Genomic DNA, 17,846 nt, shown 5'->3' with positions numbered 1-17,846 from the left:
AGGCGAACACGACGGGCAGCACGACGGGCAGTACGACGGAGAGCCCCGTGCCCAGCGAGGCGCGGGACCGGCACGCACAGCTGGCCGAGCAGATCGAGGAGCACCGCTTCCGCTACTACGTGAAGGACGCTCCCGTCGTCAGCGACGCCGCGTTCGACACGCTGCTGCGCGAGCTGGAGGCGCTGGAGGAGCGGCACCCCGAGCTGCGCACGCCCGACTCGCCGACCCAGAAGGTCGCCGGCGCCTACGAGACGGAGTTCACCGCCGTCCGGCACCGCGAGCGGATGCTGTCCCTGGACAACGCCTTCGACGACGAGGAACTCGCCGCCTGGGCCGACCGGGTGGCCAGGGAGATCGGCGCCTCCGCCCACCACTTCCTCTGCGAGCTCAAGGTCGACGGCCTCGCCGTCAACCTCACCTACGAGCACGGCCGTCTCACCCGCGCCGCCACCCGCGGCGACGGACGCACGGGCGAGGACATCACGCCCAACGTGCGCACCATCGCCGAGATCCCCGACCGGCTGCACGGGGAGGACCTCCCGGACCTGGTCGAGATCCGCGGCGAGGTCTACTTCCCGATGGAGAAGTTCGAGGAGCTCAACGCCCGCCTGGTCGCGGCCGGCGACAAGCCCTTCGCCAACCCGCGCAACGCGGCGGCCGGTTCGCTGCGCCAGAAGGACCCCCGGGTCACCGCCACCCGCCCGCTGCACATGGTGGTGCACGGCATCGGCGCCCTGGAGGGGTACCGGGGCTCCGGCATGACCCGCCTCTCCGAGGCCTACGACCTGCTCCGCACCTGGGGCCTGCCGACCGCCCGGCACAACAAGGTGGTCGACGACCTCCAGGGCGTCCGCGACTTCATCGCCCACTTCGGCGAGAACCGGCACTCCGTGGAGCACGAGATCGACGGAGTGGTCGTCAAGCTGGACGAGATCCCGCTCCAGGGCCGCCTCGGCTCCACGTCCCGCGCCCCGCGCTGGGCGATCGCCTGGAAGTACGCGCCGGAGGAGGTCAACACCAAGCTGCTCAACATCCGCGTGGGCGTCGGCCGCACGGGCCGGGTCACGCCCTACGCACAGGTCGAGCCCGTCACCGTGGCCGGGTCCGAGGTCGAGTTCGCCACCCTGCACAACCAGGACGTGGTCAAGGCCAAGGGCGTCCTCATCGGCGACACGGTGGTGCTGCGCAAGGCCGGCGACGTCATCCCGGAGATCCTCGGCCCGGTGGCCGACCTGCGGGACGGCAGCGAGCGGGAGTTCGTGATGCCCGCCGAGTGCCCCGAGTGCGGCACGGCGCTGCGGCCCATGAAGGAGGGCGACGTCGACCTCCGCTGCCCCAACGCCCGTAGCTGCCCCGCCCAGTTGCGGGAACGGCTCTTCTACCTGGCCGGCCGCAAGGCCCTCGACATCGAGCACTTCGGCTACGTCGCCGCCGCCGCGCTCACCCAGCCGCTGGAGCCCTCCGACCCTCCGCTGCGCGACGAGGGAGACCTCTTCGACCTCTCCGTCGAGCGGCTCCTGCCCATCAAGGCCTACGTCCTCGACCAGGACAGCGGCCTGCCCAAGCGGGACCCGAAGACCGGCGAGGACAAGATCGTCACGGTCTTCGCCAACAAGGCGGGCGAGCCGAAGAAGAACGCACTCGGCATGCTGCAGAACATCGAGGCCGCCAAGGAACGCCCGCTGGCCAGAATCCTCACCAGCCTCTCCATCCGCCACGTCGGCCCGGTCGCCGCCGAGGCGCTGGCCCGCGAGTTCCGCTCGCTGGAGCGCATCGAGGCCGCGAGCGAGGAGGAACTGGCCGGCACCGAGGGCGTCGGCGCCATCATCGCCGCCTCGCTCAAGGAATGGTTCGCCGAGGACTGGCACCAGGAGATCCTCCGCAAGTGGCGCGCCGCCGGCGTGCGCATGGAGGACGAGGCCACCGGCGAGGACGAGGGCCCGCGCCCGCTCGAGGGCCTGACCGTGGTGGTCACCGGCACCCTCGCCTCCTACACCCGGGACGGGGCCAAGGAGGCGCTGGTCGGCCGTGGCGCCAAGGTCACGGGCTCGGTGTCGAAGAAGACCTCGTTCGTGGTGGTGGGCGACAACCCCGGCTCCAAGTACGACAAGGCGATGCAGCTCAAGGTGCCGGTGCTCGACGAGGACGGCTTCCGCGTCCTGCTGGAGGAGGGCACGGACGCCGCCCTCCAGGCCGCGCTGCCCGCCGAGGGGACCGCGGCAGAGGGTGCCGGCGGGACCGCGGCAGGGGCCGGGGAAGAGACCGAGGCAGGGGCCGTGGAAGAGGCCGCGGCGGGGGAGGGGCCGGAGGAGGGCGCGCGGGAGGAGGCCTGACGGGGCGGCGGACCGCGTCGCGGCGAGACCCGCCCGTTCCGGGAGGAAGTACGCCTTCCCGGCGGTGTGGGGCGTATCCGGGTAACCACCGGTGACCGCTGCCCAGATGCCGCCGGGCCGCCTAGTGTTGGGGTGGTGCACCGTCGGCCCACCGGCGGTCGGAGCACGCCCCGCGGTGGGAACCGCCGCGGAGCGAGGAGTTCGGACACGCACGGCCGGAGAGCCGTCGCGTCGGCCGCGCGGCGCGGGCACCGCAGGCTGTGAGAGGGACGGGGTATGGAACCGACCGAGAACGCCGCGTCGGGGCCTCGGCTGCCCGCACGCCTGGCCGACGCCCTGCGACGTCCGTTCTCCCGGCTCACCTCCGGCGCCCCCGCCCGCACCGGAACGCCCCCCGCCCGCACGGGAACTCCCTTCGCCCCCGCCCCCGGCGGAACGGCCTCCGCCCCCGGCGTGACGGCCCCCGCCTCCGGCGTGACGGCCGCGGCCGCCGGTGGGGCTCCCGCGGCCCGTGGCCGGACGCCGGTCGCCGCCCGGCGGCTCGCCGTCGCCCTCGCCCCGCTCCGGCGCAGGCGCACCGAGGCCGCGGCACCCGCCGCCGGCCGCCCCGGTCCGCTCACCCACCTCGCCGTCACCCCGGCCTACCCGCCGCACCGGCTCGGCGACCACGACGGACAGGCCCGGCAGCAGATGCTCGCCTGGCCCGTACTGCCCGTGGTGGTCGTCGCGGCCGCCGGGTTCGTCCTCGGCGCCGGCTTCTACCGGGCCTTCGCCGGACAGCACGCGTTGTTCCCGGCCGGCCCCGTCGGCTGGTCCCTGGCCCTGCTCACCGGCGTGATCGTCGGCCACCTGGTCCTGCTGGGCCGGACCCGCTGGTGGGGCGGCACCGGCTCCGGCGCCGCCCTCACCCTCGCCGTGCTGCTGCTCTACGGCTGGGTGCCCGCCGGCCTGGTCAGCCTCACCGTCGTGCTGTTCTCCGGCATCGCCCGGCGCCGCAGCAGACGCGAGAACCTGCTGTGCGGCGCCGTCGACATCCTCGGCATCGCCGTGGGCGCGCTGCTGCTCGCCCTGTTCGGCAGGTTCCCCTCCGTCGAGGCCCCCTGGCAGGCCCAGTACTGGACCAGCTCGGCCGCCCCCCAGGTCGCCGCGGTGGCCTTCGCCTACCTCGCCGTCACCCGGGTCCTGCTCTGGTACCTCCAGGCCCCCTGCGGCGACGGCCTCCCCGTCTTCACCCGCACCGACATGAAGCGGCAGGGACTCCTCGCCGCCGCCCTGCTCGGCATCGCCCCGCTGATGTGCGTGGTCACCTCCGTCCAGCCGCTGCTGCTGCCCCTGTTCGGCATCCCGCTGATCGCGGTCGACCGCACCCTGTGGATCGCCCGGGCCCGCGCCGAGGAGCAGCTCCGCGACCCGCTCACCGGGCTGCCCAACCGCCAGTGGCTGCTGGAGCGCACCTGGAGCGCCCTGGACGACGCCGAACGCCAGGAGGCCCGGACCGCCCTGGTCCTCATCGACCTCGACCGCTTCCGCTCGGTCAACGACACCCTCGGCCACCTCGCCGGCGACCGGCTGCTCGTCCAGATAGCCGGACGCCTGCGCCGGGCCCTGCCCGAGGGGGCCGAGGCGGCCCGGCTCGGCGGCGACGAGTTCGCGGTCCTGCTGCCGCTCACCGACTCCACCACCTCGGCGACCCGGGCCGCCCGCGGCCTGGTGGCCGAGCTGGGATCACCGCTGGACCTCGACGGCCTGACCCTGGTCCTGGAGGCCAGCGCCGGCGTGGCCCTCTACCCCGACCACGCCCCGGACGCCGAGGGCCTGCTGCGCCGGGCCGACGTCGCGATGTACCAGGCCAAGCGGGACCGCACCGGCGTCGAGGCGTACGAGTCCAAGCGGGACTCCAACACGCCCGACCGGCTCGGGCTCCTCGGCGACCTGCGCCGTGCCCTCGACGCCCACGAGGTGGAACTCCACTACCAGCCCAAGGTCCGCTTCGACGGCGAGGTCGCCGGCCTCGAGGCCCTGATGCGGTGGGTGCACCCCGAGCGGGGCCGGGTGCCCCCGGACGAGTTCATCGCCATCGCCGAGACCTCCGGGCTGATGCCGCACCTCACCGAGTACGTCCTGGAGACCGCGCTCGGCCAGGTCGCCGAGTGGCGGGCGCAGGGACTGATGGTCCCGGTGGCCGTCAACGTCTCCCCGCGCGACGTCCACACCCCCGGGTTCGCCGGGTCGGTGGCCGCGCGGCTGGCCCGGCACGGGGTGCCCACCGGCGCGCTCCAGCTGGAGATCACCGAGCACGTGCTGCTGGAGGACCCCCAGCGGGCGGCCGACACGCTGGCGGCGCTCAGCGGCCACGGCGTGAAGCTGTCCCTCGACGACTTCGGCACGGGGTACTCCTCGCTGGTGCACCTGCGGCGGCTCCCGGTGAGCGAGCTGAAGATCGACCGGTCGTTCGTGGCGCGGCTCGCGGTCGACTCCCAGGACGCCGAGATCGTGCGGTGCACGCTGGACCTGGCCCACTCCCTGGGCCTCCTGGTGGTCGCCGAGGGCGTCGAGGACGACGAGACCTGGGAACGGCTCCGCGACCTGGGCTGCGACGCGGTCCAGGGCTGGCTGGTGTCCGCCGCCATGCCCGCCGACGAGACCACCGCCTGGCTCCGCGCCCGCGGCGCCAGACGCGCCCCGGCCGCCCTCGACCCGGGCCGCGGCTAGAGGGCGCCCGCGACCGCCGGCCGCGGACCGCGCCCCGACCACGGCGGTGACCGGGCCGGTGTGCACGGCGGTGACCGCGCCGCCGACCGAGCCGGTGTCCGTGGGGGTGTCCACGGCGGTGACCGCGGCGGTGGCCGCCCCGAAAGGGCGGCCCGGGGAAACCGGTGCGTGGCCGGGCGGGCGCGAGCCATAGGATTGGGGTTCCGAACCACAGAACTCTCACCCCAGAGGATCGCTGCATGCCTGGCATCACGCGCGAGGAGGTCGCCCACCTCGCCCGGCTGGCGCGTCTGGAGCTGAAGCCCGAAGAGCTCGACCACTTCGCAGGCCAGCTCGACGACATCATCGGCGCGGTCGCCCGCGTCAGCGAGGTCGCCGACCAAGACGTGCCCCCGACCTCCCACCCGCTCCCGCTGACCAACGTCATGCGCGCGGACGAGGTCCGTCCCTCGCTCACCCCGGAGCAGGCCCTCTCCGGCGCCCCTGCCCAGGAGCAGCAGCGTTTCAAGGTGCCGCAGATCCTGGGTGAGGAGCAGTAGTCATGACGGACATCATCAAGCTCACCGCCGCCGAGACCGCCGAGAAGATCGCCTCCGGCGAGCTCACGGCCGTCGAGGTCGCCGAGGCCCACCTCGCCCGCATCGAGGCGGTCGACGAGAAGGTCCACGCCTTCCTGCACATCGACCGCGAGGGCGCCCTGGCGCAGGCCCGTGAGGTCGACGCCAAGCGCGAGCGCGGCGAGAAGCTCGGCCCGCTGGCCGGCGTGCCGCTCGCCCTGAAGGACATCTTCACCACCGAGGGCGTCCCGACCACGGTCGGCTCCAAGATCCTCGAGGGCTGGATCCCGCCGTACGACGCCACGCTGGTCAAGCGCCTGAAGGCGGCCGACGTCGTCATCCTCGGCAAGACCAACATGGACGAGTTCGCGATGGGCTCCTCCACCGAGAACAGCGCCTACGGCCCCACCGGCAACCCGTGGGACCTGACCCGCATCCCCGGCGGCTCCGGCGGCGGCTCCTCCGCCGCGCTGGCCGCGTACATGGCCCCGCTGGCCATCGGCACCGACACCGGCGGCTCCATCCGCCAGCCTGCCGCCGTCACCGGCACGGTCGGCGTCAAGCCGACCTACGGCGCGGTCTCCCGCTACGGCATGGTCGCGTTCTCCTCCTCCCTCGACCAGGGCGGCCCCTGCGCCCGCACCGTCCTCGACGCGGCGCTGCTGCACGAGGCGATCGCCGGCCACGACCCGATGGACTCCACCTCCATCGACGCCCCGGTCCCGCCGGTCGTCGAGGCCGCCCGCAACGGCTCCGTCGCCGGCATGCGCGTCGGCGTCGTCAAGCAGTTCCGCGGCGAGGGCTACCAGGCCGGTGTGGTGCAGCGCTTCGAGGAGTCGGTCGAGCTGCTCAAGGGGCTCGGCGCGGAGATCGTCGAGCTGGACTGCCCGTCCTTCGACCTCGCGCTGTCGGCGTACTACCTGATCGCGCCCTCCGAGTGCTCCTCCAACCTCGCCCGCTTCGACGGCCTGCGCTACGGCCTGCGGGTCGGCGACGACGGCGGCAACTCGGCAGAGACGGTCACCTCGCTCACCCGCGAGGCCGGCTTCGGGGACGAGGTCAAGCGCCGCATCATGCTCGGCACCTACGCGCTGAGCTCCGGCTACTACGACGCCTACTACGGCAGCGCCCAGAAGGTCCGCACGCTGATCACGCGGGACTTCGAGAAGGCCTTCGAGCAGGTCGACGTCATCGTGTCGCCGACCACGCCGACCACCGCCTTCCCGATCGGCGAGCGCGCCGACGACCCGATGGCGATGTACCTGGCCGACCTGTGCACCATCCCCACCAACCTCGCGGGCAACTCGGCCATGTCGCTGCCCTGCGGTCTCGCCCCGGAGGACAACCTCCCGGTGGGCCTGCAGATCATCGCCCCGGCGATGAAGGACGACCGTCTGTACACGGTCGGGGCAGCGGTCGAGGCCGCCTTCGTGGAAAAGTGGGGACACCCGCTCCTCGAGGAGGCTCCGTCGCTGTGAACTCGCTGAAGAAGGCCAAGGGCTTCAAGAAGTCCCGCAACGGGACGTACCTGTCCATCGCCACCACCGCCTTCGGTGCCGTGACGGTCGTCAAGCAGATCCGCAAGGCCCGTCAGGACAGCGACACGCTGCGGCTCCTGGACGCGGCCGTATCCGGCGTCGCCATCGTGACCGGCCTCGCCATCCTGCTGCGCGACCTGAAGCAGCTGGGCGACGACGACGTCCTGCTGGGCTGAGAGGGAAGTACCACCGTGACCACCACGACCGACCTGGTGTCGTACGAGGACGCTCTGGCGTCGTACGACCCCGTCATGGGCCTCGAGGTCCATGTCGAACTCGGCACGCAGACCAAGATGTTCTGCGGCTGCTCGACCGCGCTCGGCGCGGAGCCGAACACCCAGACCTGCCCCACCTGCCTCGGCATGCCCGGCGCCCTCCCGGTCGTCAACGCGACCGGCGTGGAGTCGGCGATCCGGATCGGCCTCGCGCTGAACTGCGAGATCGCCGAGTGGTGCCGCTTCGCCCGGAAGAACTACTTCTATCCGGACATGCCGAAGAACTTCCAGACCTCCCAGTACGACGAGCCGATCGCCTTCAACGGCTACCTCGACGTGCAGCTGGAGGACGGGGAGACCTTCCGCGTCGAGATCGAGCGCGCCCACATGGAGGAGGACACCGGCAAGTCGACGCACGTCGGCGGTGCCACCGGCCGCATCCACGGCGCCTCGCACTCCCTGCTGGACTACAACCGCGCCGGCATCCCGCTGATCGAGATCGTCACCAAGCCCATCGTGGGCGCCGGTGAGCGCGCGCCCGAGGTGGCACGGGCGTACGTGCGGGAGCTGCGCGAGCTCATCCGTGCCCTCGGGGTCTCCGAGGCCCGCATGGAGATGGGCCAGATGCGCTGCGACGTCAACCTGTCGCTGATGCCGAAGGGCGCCGAGAAGTTCGGCACCCGCAGCGAGACCAAGAACGTCAACTCGCTGCGCTCGGTGGAGCGCGCCGCCCGCTTCGAGATCCAGCGGCACGCGGCGGTGCTGTCCTCCGGCGGCACCATCGTGCAGGAGACCCGCCACTTCCACGAGGACACCGGGTCCACGACCTCGGGCCGCGTGAAGGAGGAGGCGGAGGACTACCGCTACTTCCCGGAGCCGGACCTGGTCCCGGTCGCCCCGTCCCGCGAGTGGGTCGAGGAGATCCGCGGCTCGCTGCCGGAGCTGCCGCTGGTCCGCCGCAACCGGCTCCGCGAGGAGTGGGGCGTGTCGGCCACCGACATGCAGGCCATCCTCAACGCCGGTGCGCTCGACCTCATCGTGGAGACGATCGAGGCCGGCGCCGACGCCGCCTCCGCCCGCAAGTGGTGGATGGGCGAACTCGCCCGCAGCGCCAACGAGTCGGGCGTGGCGCCCGACCAGCTGGCGATCACCCCCGCCCAGGTGGCGCGGGTGTCCGAGCTGGTCGCCAAGGGCGAGCTCAACGACAAGCTGGCCCGCCAGGTCATCGAGGGCGTGCTGGCCGGCGAGGGCGCTCCGGACGAGGTCGTGGAGAAGCGCGGCCTGAAGGTCGTCTCCGACGAGGGCGCGCTGGGCGCGGCCGTGGACGAGGCGATCGCCGGCAACCCGGGCGTCGCGGACAAGATCCGCGGCGGCAAGGTGGCGGCGGCCGGCGCGCTGGTCGGGGCGGTCATGAAGGCCACCCGCGGCCAGGCCGACGCCGCCCGCGTCAAGGAACTGATCCTGGAGAAGCTGGGCGTCACCGAGGGCTGACCCCTGCTCCGCCGCACCACGGCGCCCCGGACCCGTGCGGTCCGGGGCGCCGCCGCGTGTGAGGCGCGCGACCCGCTCAGGGCTTCCCCACGGGGAGCCGGAGCACGCCGACGAGGGTCAGCGCCATGAGCGCCGCCCCGCACAGCAGGGTGGTGCGGAAACCGTCCGTCGCGGACAGCAGCAGGGCGAACAGGGCCGTCCCGGCGCCGGCGGCGAGGCGGCTCACCACGTTCAGCGTGGTGGTGCCCCCGGCCGTCTCGGGCCCGGAGAGCCCGCGGGTGGCCGCCGTCATCAGCGGCATGTTGACCAGCCCCGCCCCCACCCCGAGCAGGGCGAGCGCCGCCACCACCCACCCGTGGGGCAGGTCCTCCTCACCGGCCAGCACCGCGACGGCCAGGTAGGCGGAGGCCGCCAGCGCGATCCCGGGCAGCGCCAGCCGCCGCGGCGGCAGCCGGTCCGCGATCCGGCCCGCGAGCTGCATCACCGTGCCGCTGCAGAGGAACTGCGGCGCCATCAGCAGGCCGGTCGTCGTCCCGCTCAGTCCTCGCTGCTGCTGCCAGTACAGCGGCACGGCCATCAGCAGGCCGAAGTAGGCGGCCGAGAACGGCACCAGCGCCGTCAACGACCGGCCGAAGGCGGGCCGGGCGAGCAGCCGCAGGTCGAGCAGCGGCGGCCGGTCGCTCCGCAGGGCGCGTACCGCGAACACCGCCACCAGCGCACCGCCGCCGAGGACGGGCAGCAGGGCGCCCGGCGAGGTGGCCGCACCGGTCTCACCGGCCACCGTCAGCCCGTAGAACAGCGCCGCCAGGCCGGGGGAGAGGGTGAGCAGGCCGACCAGGTCCAGCGGGCGGCGCTCCGCCGCCCCGTCGCCGCCCCGGACCAGCCGGGCGCCGAGCAGCAGGGTCAGGACACCCACCGGCAGGTTGACCAGGAAGATCCAGCGCCAGGACAGCGCGTCGGTGAGGACCCCGCCGAGCACCGGTCCGGTCATGGGGCCGATCAGGACCGGGATGCTGAGGATCGCCATCGCGCTGCCCTTGCGCTCGGGCGGCACCGCGCGCAGCAGCACGGTCATGGCGACCGGCACGATCAGCCCGCCGCCCGCCCCCTGGAGGATCCGGAAGACGATCAGGGAGCCGGTGTCCCAGGCGATGCCGCAGAGCCCCGATCCGGCGGTGAACAGCGCCACCGAGACCAGGAACACCCGTCGGCTCCCCCACCGGTCCACCGCCCAGCCGGTGACCGGGAGGACGGTGGCCAGGGCCAGGGTGTAGCCGGTGACCACCCACTGCACCACGGACAGCGGGCTGCCGAACGAGGAACCCAGCGCGGGCGTTCGCCCTCGCCTGGCTGGAACCCAGGTCGCGCCACCCGGAGCACTTCGCCGTGGTCCGGCAGATGCACGCCGAGGCGGGACGGCTGCCGGCCGAGTTCCTGGAGACCTGGCGCGCCGCCGGACCGGATCGGTCCCGTGCCGCGCTCGGCGCCCGCTTCCGGGAACTCGCCGAGGACGGCTGGCTGGAGACCCCCGACCCCGAGCAGGCCGCGCTCCACTTCCTGCTGCTCACCGGCACCGAGATCGGCGACCGGAGCCACCTGGGGGCCGTCGCCGTTCCGCGGGCCGAACAGGAGGCCCTGGCGGCCGCGGGGGTCCGGGCCTTCCTGTACGGCTACCTGCCGCACGGGCGCTGAGGGCGGCGAGGCCGGCCGCACGTTCAGCGGGCCCGCCGCATACGCAACGGGGCCGGCCGCACGTTCAGCGGGGCCCGCCGCACGCGCAGCGGGGCCCGCCGCATACGCAACGGGGCCGGCCGCACGCTCAGCCGGGCCCGCCGCACGTTCGGCGGGCCGCGCGCTCAGCCGACCCGCAGCTCCAGGATGCGGTCGTCCTCCCCGCTCGGGTCCCCGCGGCCGTCCGTGTTGGACGTGACCAGCCACAGCCGGTCCCCGCCGGCCGCGACCACCGTGCGCAGGCGCCCGTACTCGCCCTCCAGGAACGACTGCGGCTCGGCGGACGCCTTGGTGCCGTCGAGCGGGATCCGCCACAGCCGCTCGCCCCGCAGGCCGGCCATCCACAGCGAGCCGTCGGCGTACGCCAGCCCGCTGGGGGAGGCGTCGCTCGTCCGCCACTGGGCGATCGGGTCGTGGAACTCCTCGCCGCCGCCCTTGCCCTCCTGCTCGGGCCACCCGTAGTTGTCGCCCGGCGCGATGTGGTTCACCTCGTCCCAGGTGTCCTGCCCGAACTCGGCCGCGAACAGCCGCTGTTCGCCGTCGAAGGCCAGCCCCTGCACGTTCCGGTGACCCCACGACCACACCGGGGAGTCCGGGAACGGGTTGCCCGGCGCGGGCTCGCCCTCCGGGGTCAGGCGGAGGATCTTGCCGCCCAGCGACTCCCGGTCCTGCGCGAGCGGCTCCTCGCCCGCCTCGCCGGTCCCCACGTAGAGCAGCTTGTCCGGACCGAACGCGATCCGCCCGCCGTTGTGCACGAACGCCTTGGGGATGCCGCGGAACACCACGTCCGGCTCGCCGAGTTGCCCGCCCGCCGGGCGGTCCGGGCGGTACAGCATCCGCACGATCCGGTTGTCGGACGCCGAGGTGAAGTAGGCGTAGAGGTAGTGGTCCGAGGAGAAACCGGGGGACAGGGCGATGCCCAGCAGGCCGCCCTCTCCCTCCGGGGCGACCCCGGGCACCTCGCCGACCTCGGTCTTCTTCCCGTTCCGGGTGTCGACCCGGGTGATCGTCCCCTCGTCCCGGGAGGCGACCAGCAGCGCGTCCTTCCCCACCGGGGCCACGCCCCACGGCGACTTCAGCCCCGTGGCGACCGTGCGGACCACCTCCACCGACCCCTTGGCCGGCGGCGTCCGCCCGCCCGGACTCGCCGCCGGGGCGTCGCTCGCCGCCGGGCTGCTCACCGCGGGCGACGGCGCCGGATCCTCCTCACCGGCCCCGCAGGCGGCCGTCAGCAGCAACGCGGACGAGGCCAGCGCGGCCGTCACAGCTCTCCCTCGCAGAAGTCGTCGCACGACGGGGTCCCTCCGGTCGAATCGGTCACGGTGCCGAACGGCACCACGCGGGTTTCCGGCTCACCCTTTCCGACACCGGACGGGTCGCCAAAAGTTCCCGCCCCGGCACCTTCGGACCCCATCGGGTGGGGGAGCGGGGGGAAAACGGGGGAGGAGCGGGTGGGAGGGCGGTGGCGGTCAGTCCCAGGAGCCGCGTGCCGGCGGCAGGTCCCGGAGCTCCGCCAGGTCCTCGGCGGTCAGCCGCAGCGTCGCCGCGCCCGCGTTCTCACCCACCCAGCGCTCCTGCTTGGTCCCCGGCACCGCCACCACGTGCGGCCCCTGCCCCAGCACCCACGCCAGCGCCACCTGCGCCGGGGTCACGCCCTCCCCGTGCCGCCCGGCGACCCGCCGCAGCCCGGCCACGATCGGCTGGTTGGCCGCCATCATCTCGGCGGTGAACCTCGGGTGCCGTGCCCGCGGATCGTCCGGCTCGAAGCCCTCGCCGGGGGTGAGGGTGCCGGTGAGGTAGCCGCTGCCCAGCGGCATCGCGGCCAGGAACCCCACGCCGTGCGCCGTGCACCAGGGCAGCAGGGCCTCCAGCGCCTCCCGCGACCAGACCGACAGCTCCGCCTCCACCGCCGTCACCGGGAACACCTGCTGCAACCGGCCGAGCTGCTCCAGCGTCGCCCGGTACGGCCGGGAACCCGCCCTGCGCCCGGTGCGGGCGCCGCCCACCGCGCACAGGCCCAGCGACCGCACCTTGCCCGCGCGCACCAGGTCCGCCATGGCGCCCCAGGTCTCCTCCACCGGCACCTCGGGATCCGCCCGATGCAGCTGGTAGAGGTCGATCACATCGGTCTGCAGCCGCCGCAGCGAGGCGTCGCAGGCCCGCTTCACGTAACCGGGGCGGCCGTTGGCGACCAGGTGCCCCTCGCCCACCAGCAGCCCGACCTTGGTGGAGACGAACGCGTCCGCGCGGCGCTCCTTGAGCACCCGCCCCAGCAGCAGCTCGTTGGTGAACGGCCCGTACATGTCGGCCGTGTCCAGCAGCGTCGCCCCGCCGCCCAGGTCCAGCGCCCGGTGCACCGCGCGCAGCGATTCGACGCCGCGCCGCCGGGAGGCGCTGTACGCCCAGCTCATCGGCATGCACCCGAGCCCCACGGCGCCGACCTCGAGCGTCGTCGAGCCCATCCTCCTGCGCTCCACCTGCCCCGGACCCTCCCTAGGCCTGCCCTGCCGCCACCGCGAGAACCCAACCTAACCTCTGCCGTCCGGAGCCACTGACCTAGCCTCGGTGGCATGACTGCTGAAGTGTGGCTGCCCTACCGCGAGGACGAGTTGGAGGGACTGCCGGAAGGCCCCGTCTACCGGTACTGGAACGGCGAGGACGCGTACCCGGCGGACCCCGCCGCCTGCGTGTTCTACGTCGTGCCGTACCTCAGGCCGGGCCCGGTGGCGACCCGGCCCATGCCCGGGATGAGCGCCGTGCGGGTCGTGCAGACCCTCTCCGCCGGCATCGACCACGTCGAGCCGGGGCTGGCCTCGCTGCCCGACGGCGTCCAGGTCTGCAACGCCCGGGGGGTCCACGACGCCAGCACCGCCGAGCTGACCCTGGCGCTGATCCTCGCCCAGCTGCGCGGCATCCCCGACTTCGTGCGCGCCCAGGAACGGGGGGAGTGGCGGGGCGGGTTCCGGCCCGCGCTCGCCGACCGGACCGTGCTGATCGTCGGTTACGGGGCGATCGGCTCGGCCGTCGAGGACCGGCTCGTGCCCTTCGAGCCCGCGCGGGTGCTGCGCGTCGCGCGCTCCGCGCGCACGACGGAGCGCGGTCCGGTGCACCCGCTCGCCGACCTCCCGGGGCTGCTGCCCGAGGCCGACGTGGTGGTACTGCTCACCCCGCTGACCGAGGCCACCCGCCACCTGGTGGACGCCCCGTTCCTGTCCCGGATGAAGGACGGAGCCCTGCTGGTCAACGTCTCCCGAGGGCCCGTCGTCGAGACCGAGGCCCTGCTCGCCGAGGTGGGGACGGGGCGCCTGAAGGCGGCGCTGGACGTCACCGACCCCGAGCCGCTGCCGCCGGGCCACCCGCTGTGGACCGCCCCCGGCGTCCTGATCTCCCCCCATGTCGGAGGACCCACCAGCGCGTTCGCCCCGAGGGCCAAGAGGCTGCTGGTGGACCAGTTGTCCCGATTCGCCGACGGACGCCCCCTGCGCAATGTGATGCTGACGACCGGCCGTTGAGGCATGGTCCGGCCCGGTCCGGGTACTCTCCGCAGTCCCGTGGGCGCGGAACGTGGCGAACTTCCGTTCGTCATCACGGAGAGTAGATGAAGTATGTCCCTGAGTGACGATGCTGGTGTATCGTCACTCGGGGGCTGCGCCGCGGACCGGGGCGCCGGAGACGGACCAGGACCGAACTGCGAGGGGGGCGACGGGCGATGCACGGCCGACGGACCGGACGACGGATCTTCGACGTCGCGACTCACCCCGCCGCGCCGCGGGCGCGTCGGCGGCCACCCCGGCGCGCCACGGCGCACACCCGGACCTTCCGCCGCGCAGTGTGCGCCGCCCGCATCCCCGGCGGCTGCGGGAGGCCCCGGTGAGTTCCCCTTCCCTCTCCCCGCCCGTCCTCGACGGCGGAGGGTGCGGCGCCCCTGAGCCACGGCTGTCCGCCGCGCTGCCCGGGCCCACCCGCCAACTCTCCCTCGTGCGCCGGGCCGTGGCCCTCACGCCGCTGCTGCTCCTGACGCTGCTCTGCGGGGGATACGCCCTCGGATCGGCGGTCGGCTGGGGCTCGCACCGCATGGCCCTCGTCATGGGGGACTTCGGGCTCAGCGCGGCCGGCGCCGCCGCCGCCGTCTCCTGCTTCCTCTACGCCCGCCGGCAGGCCGACGCGTTCCGCCCCGCCTGGCTGCTGTTCGCGCTCTCCTCCGCCATGGCCAGCCTGGGCAACCTGGTCTGGGGCTGGTACGAGGTCGTCATCCAGGCCGAGATGCCCCGGCCCAGCCTGGCCGACTTCTTCTTCCTCTGCTTCGCGCCGCCCGCCATCCTGGGCCTGCTGATGCTGGCGCGGCGTCCCATGACCAGGGCCGGCTGGGTGTGCCTGGTGCTCGACGCCTGGCTGATCGGCGGCTCCCTGCTGACCCTCTCCTGGAGCCTGGCCCTCGGCCACAAGGCGGGCCAGGCCGGTGAGGGCGTCGCCCACGCGGCCTTCCAACTCGCCTACCCGATACTGGACATCGCCCTGGTGAGCGTGGTCCTCGCGCTGCACTTCCGGCGCACGGCCGCCAACCGCGCCGCGGTCAACACCGCGGTCGGGGCGCTGGCCCTCACCGTGGTCTGCGACGCGATGTTCACCTCCCCGCTGCTCCACCAGAGCTACCGGTCCGGCCAGTTGCTGGACGCCGGCTGGTTCGCGGGCTCGCTGCTGCTCGCCTACGCCCCCTGGGCGGCCACCCTCGCCCACCCCCGGGAGGGTCGCCGGGGCGCCCTGTCCCGCCGCGCCGGAAGCCGGGCCGGAAACCGCGCCGGAAGCCGGGCCGGGAACCGCGCCGGGCCCGGGGCCGCTGCCGGTGCCGCCGCGGGCCCGGCCGACGCGCGGGCGCCGCGCGGCACCCGGACCGCCTCCCCGGCGCCCGACGAGCCGCCGGGCGGACCCGGAGCCGGCGGCCCCGTACGCCCGTGCCCGCCGGCGTCCGGGCCCACGGCGCTCGGACCCACGGCGCCCGGCCTGGAGGCCGGCTACTACGCGCCGGTGCGGCCCATAGCGGGATCGCTGGCCGCGCTGACGCCCTACCTCGCCGCCGCCGTCTGCACGCTGGGCATCCTCTACAACGTCCTGGCCGGCCACGCCGTGGACCAGGTCGTGCTGCTCACCGCCGGGGCCGTGGTGCTGGCGCTGCTGGTCCGGCAGGGCATCATGCTGCTCGACAACATGGCCCTCACCCAGAAGCTGGCCGAGAAGGAGAACCACTTCCGGTCCCTGGTCCAGGGCTCCAGCGACGTCATCATGATCGCGGCGCCCAACGGCCGCCTCAGGTACGTCAGCGACGCCTCCCAGGGGGTCTACGGCCTGTCCCCGGAGGCACTGGTCGGCCGCGAACTCGCCGCCCTGATCCACCCGGAGGACCTGCCGGGCGTCGTGCACGAGCTGCGCCGCTTCCTGGCCGCCGGCCCGCCCGCCGACCCCATCCGGATCGAGTACCGCTTCCGCTCCGGCAGCCCCCGCCGCCCGGGCGACGCCCAGCGCGGAGGAGGGTGGCTCAACGTCGAGTCCACGGTCAACCGGCACCAGGGCGGCCTGATCCTCAACAGCCGCGACGTCACCGAACGCGTGCGCCTCCAGGCCCAGTTGCAGCACAGCGCCGAGCACGACCCGCTCACCGACCTGCCCAACCGGGCGCTGTTCACCCGGCGGGTCGGGCAGGCGCTCTCCGGCCGCCGGGCCTCCGACCGCGGCACCGCCGTGCTCTTCATCGACCTCGACGGCTTCAAGGCGGTCAACGACACCATCGGCCACCAGGCCGGGGACGAACTCCTCGTCCAGGCCGCCCGCCGCCTCCAGGAGGCCGTCCGCCAGGGCGACACCGCGGCCCGCCTCGGAGGCGACGAGTTCGCCGCCCTCATCGTCGGCGACGGGACCGGCGACCCCGCCGAACGCGAGGGCCACATCCTGGAGCTGGCCGACCGCCTCAGGACCCGGCTCTCCCAGCCCTACGACATCGACGGCAACGACGTCCGGGTCGCCGCCTCCATCGGCGTCGCCTTCGCCGAACCGGGCCTCGGCGCCGGCGAGCTTCTGCGCAACGCCGACCTCGCGATGTACCGGGCCAAGGCGGCGGGCAAGGACCGCGTCGAGCTCTACGCCCCCCAGATGCAGCAGGACGTGGTGCGCCGGGCCGAGGTCGCCGCCCGGCTGCGCACGGCGCTGCACGACGGCGAGTTCACGCTCCTCCACCAGCCCGTGGTCTGCCTGGCCGACGGCCGGATCACCGCCCTGTCGGCGCAGCCCCGCTGGCGGTCCGGCCAGGGCGCGCTGTTCACCCCCGCCGAGTTCCTGCGCACGGCCGAGGACAACGACCGGACCGCCGCGCTCGGCCGCTGGATGCTGGAGGAGGCCGTCGTCCAGGCCGCCGACCGCTTCCGGGCGGGCCTGCGCACCCCCGTGGCGGTACGGATCTCCGCACGGCGCCTGCTGGACCGTTCGATGCCGCTGACGTCGATAGAGGAACTGCTGACCCGGCACGAACTCGCCCCCGGGTCGCTGATGCTCGAGATCGCCGGCCTCGGCCCGCGGATCCCGCTGGACGACCTGGAGAGCCGCCTCAAGACGCTGCGCCGGCTGGGCGTGCGCTTCGCCCTGGACGGCGTCGGCTCCGCCTTCGGGTCCATCCCGGCGCTGCGGCGGCTGCCGGTGGAGGTGCTGAAGTTCGACCGGAGCCTGGTCGAGGGCGTGGTGGAGTCCGCCCGCCTGTACAAGATCACCAGCGGGCTGGTGCAGATCGCCGGGGATCTCGGGATGCAGACCGTCGCCGACGGCGTCGACCTGCCCGACCAGGTGAGCGTGCTGCGCGTCATGGGCTGCACCCACGCCCTCGGCGGGGTGTTCTCCGCCCCGCTCGACGAGCACCGGATCCGCCGGGCGCTCGCGGTCGGCCACTGCCCGGTCCCCGCGGGCCCGGCCCGTACCCCCGGGGCGGCGGGCGCGGCGGCCGGAGGCAGGCCCGCGGGCGCGGTGTCCCTCCGCGCCGCGGGCCGTCCGACGGCCCCCACGCCCGGCCCCGGCGGGGTCCCGGCCCGTCCGCCGGTGCCCCCGGCCCGCGTGGGCGGAACGGCCTACGCGGGCCGCCCGCACAGCGGCCTCCGGCCACATAGTGAGACCGTCGTCCCACCCACTTGACACCCGACCGGCGTCGGGTAGAGGGTCAAGGTCATGCGCACCCGAATTCTCGTACTTGGACAGCGCGTCGGCTGAGCTGGTCCCTCCGGAACCGATCCC

Annotated in this window: 12 protein-coding genes; 9 read left to right on the top strand and 3 right to left on the bottom strand. The window is 74.2% G+C overall.

Annotated elements, in window-relative coordinates:
* Nucleotides 1–47 precede the first annotated feature (47 nt).
* The 6 genes from ligA (at nucleotide 48) to gatB (ending at nucleotide 8,846) form a co-directional block, all read left to right on the top strand.
* Nucleotides 48–2,333 carry an NAD-dependent DNA ligase LigA gene (gene ligA / locus ABZ836_RS20135; protein ID WP_361143960.1) on the top strand — a complete coding sequence of 762 codons (2,286 nt, stop codon included), beginning with the start codon at nucleotides 48–50 and terminating at the stop codon, nucleotides 2,331–2,333.
* Between the two features lie 276 nt (nucleotides 2,334–2,609).
* On the top strand, nucleotides 2,610–5,045 hold the full coding sequence (locus tag ABZ836_RS20130) for a bifunctional diguanylate cyclase/phosphodiesterase (RefSeq protein ID WP_361143957.1): 2,436 nt from the start codon (nucleotides 2,610–2,612) through the stop codon (nucleotides 5,043–5,045).
* A 239-nt stretch (nucleotides 5,046–5,284) separates the two neighbouring features.
* The gene (gene gatC, locus ABZ836_RS20125; RefSeq protein ID WP_108954271.1) at nucleotides 5,285–5,584 is read left to right on the top strand and encodes an Asp-tRNA(Asn)/Glu-tRNA(Gln) amidotransferase subunit GatC; all 300 of its coding nucleotides are present in this window, start codon (nucleotides 5,285–5,287) and stop codon (nucleotides 5,582–5,584) included.
* A 2-nt stretch (nucleotides 5,585–5,586) separates the two neighbouring features.
* Nucleotides 5,587–7,080: an Asp-tRNA(Asn)/Glu-tRNA(Gln) amidotransferase subunit GatA gene (gatA, locus tag ABZ836_RS20120; RefSeq protein ID WP_356136964.1), complete on the top strand. Its 1,494-nt coding sequence runs from the start codon at nucleotides 5,587–5,589 to the stop codon at nucleotides 7,078–7,080.
* The gene (locus ABZ836_RS20115; protein ID WP_356136966.1) at nucleotides 7,077–7,316 is read left to right on the top strand and encodes a hypothetical protein; all 240 of its coding nucleotides are present in this window, start codon (nucleotides 7,077–7,079) and stop codon (nucleotides 7,314–7,316) included. The genes gatA and ABZ836_RS20115 overlap by 4 nt, the downstream gene beginning before the upstream one ends.
* Nucleotides 7,317–7,331: 15 nt before the next feature.
* A complete protein-coding gene (gene gatB / locus ABZ836_RS20110) occupies nucleotides 7,332–8,846 on the top strand; it encodes an Asp-tRNA(Asn)/Glu-tRNA(Gln) amidotransferase subunit GatB (protein WP_356136968.1) in 1,515 nt (504 codons plus the stop codon).
* A gap of 76 nt (nucleotides 8,847–8,922) precedes the next feature.
* Here gatB and ABZ836_RS20105 read toward each other — a convergent pair whose 3' ends face one another.
* The gene (locus tag ABZ836_RS20105; protein WP_361144048.1) at nucleotides 8,923–10,173 is read right to left on the bottom strand and encodes a DHA2 family efflux MFS transporter permease subunit; all 1,251 of its coding nucleotides are present in this window, start codon (nucleotides 10,171–10,173) and stop codon (nucleotides 8,923–8,925) included.
* A gap of 23 nt (nucleotides 10,174–10,196) precedes the next feature.
* On the opposite strand from ABZ836_RS20105, the gene ABZ836_RS20100 reads away from it, so the two are divergent.
* Nucleotides 10,197–10,538 (top strand): TetR/AcrR family transcriptional regulator C-terminal domain-containing protein, encoded by a 342-nt coding sequence (locus tag ABZ836_RS20100; protein ID WP_356137025.1) that lies wholly within the window; start codon nucleotides 10,197–10,199, stop codon nucleotides 10,536–10,538.
* Nucleotides 10,539–10,702: 164 nt separating this feature from the next.
* Here ABZ836_RS20100 and ABZ836_RS20095 read toward each other — a convergent pair whose 3' ends face one another.
* Entirely contained in the window at nucleotides 10,703–11,842 is a 1,140-nt protein-coding gene (locus tag ABZ836_RS20095) for a PQQ-dependent sugar dehydrogenase (RefSeq protein WP_356136970.1), read from the bottom strand.
* A gap of 204 nt (nucleotides 11,843–12,046) precedes the next feature.
* Nucleotides 12,047–13,054: an aldo/keto reductase gene (locus ABZ836_RS20090; protein ID WP_356136972.1), complete on the bottom strand. Its 1,008-nt coding sequence runs from the start codon at nucleotides 13,052–13,054 to the stop codon at nucleotides 12,047–12,049.
* Nucleotides 13,055–13,147: 93 nt separating this feature from the next.
* Here ABZ836_RS20090 and ABZ836_RS20085 point away from each other — a divergent pair, with 93 nt between their 5' ends.
* Both ABZ836_RS20085 and ABZ836_RS20080 read left to right on the top strand, forming a co-directional pair.
* On the top strand, nucleotides 13,148–14,089 hold the full coding sequence (locus ABZ836_RS20085; protein ID WP_361143950.1) for a 2-hydroxyacid dehydrogenase: 942 nt from the start codon (nucleotides 13,148–13,150) through the stop codon (nucleotides 14,087–14,089).
* Between the two features lie 562 nt (nucleotides 14,090–14,651).
* Nucleotides 14,652–17,747, top strand: a complete 3,096-nt coding sequence (locus ABZ836_RS20080) for an EAL domain-containing protein (RefSeq protein WP_361144045.1) — start codon at nucleotides 14,652–14,654, stop codon at nucleotides 17,745–17,747.
* Nucleotides 17,748–17,846: the final 99 nt, after the last annotated feature.

The organism is Streptomyces sp. NPDC047130 (assembly GCF_040643475.1).
Taxonomy (GTDB): domain Bacteria; phylum Actinomycetota; class Actinomycetes; order Streptomycetales; family Streptomycetaceae; genus Streptomyces.
This window is presented reverse-complemented; position numbering and strand designations above follow the sequence as displayed.

What these genes read in the sequence shown, in the direction of transcription:
- gatA (WP_356136964.1), top strand. Translation starts at nt 5,587, where the DNA reads ATGACGGACATCATCAAGCTCACCGCCGCCGAGACCGCCGAGAAGATC.
- ABZ836_RS20080 (WP_361144045.1), top strand. Translation starts at nt 14,652, where the DNA reads ATGGCCCTCGTCATGGGGGACTTCGGGCTCAGCGCGGCCGGCGCCGCC.
- ABZ836_RS20085 (WP_361143950.1), top strand. Translation starts at nt 13,148, where the DNA reads ATGACTGCTGAAGTGTGGCTGCCCTACCGCGAGGACGAGTTGGAGGGA.
- ABZ836_RS20130 (WP_361143957.1), top strand. Translation starts at nt 2,610, where the DNA reads ATGGAACCGACCGAGAACGCCGCGTCGGGGCCTCGGCTGCCCGCACGC.
- gatC (WP_108954271.1), top strand. Translation starts at nt 5,285, where the DNA reads ATGCCTGGCATCACGCGCGAGGAGGTCGCCCACCTCGCCCGGCTGGCG.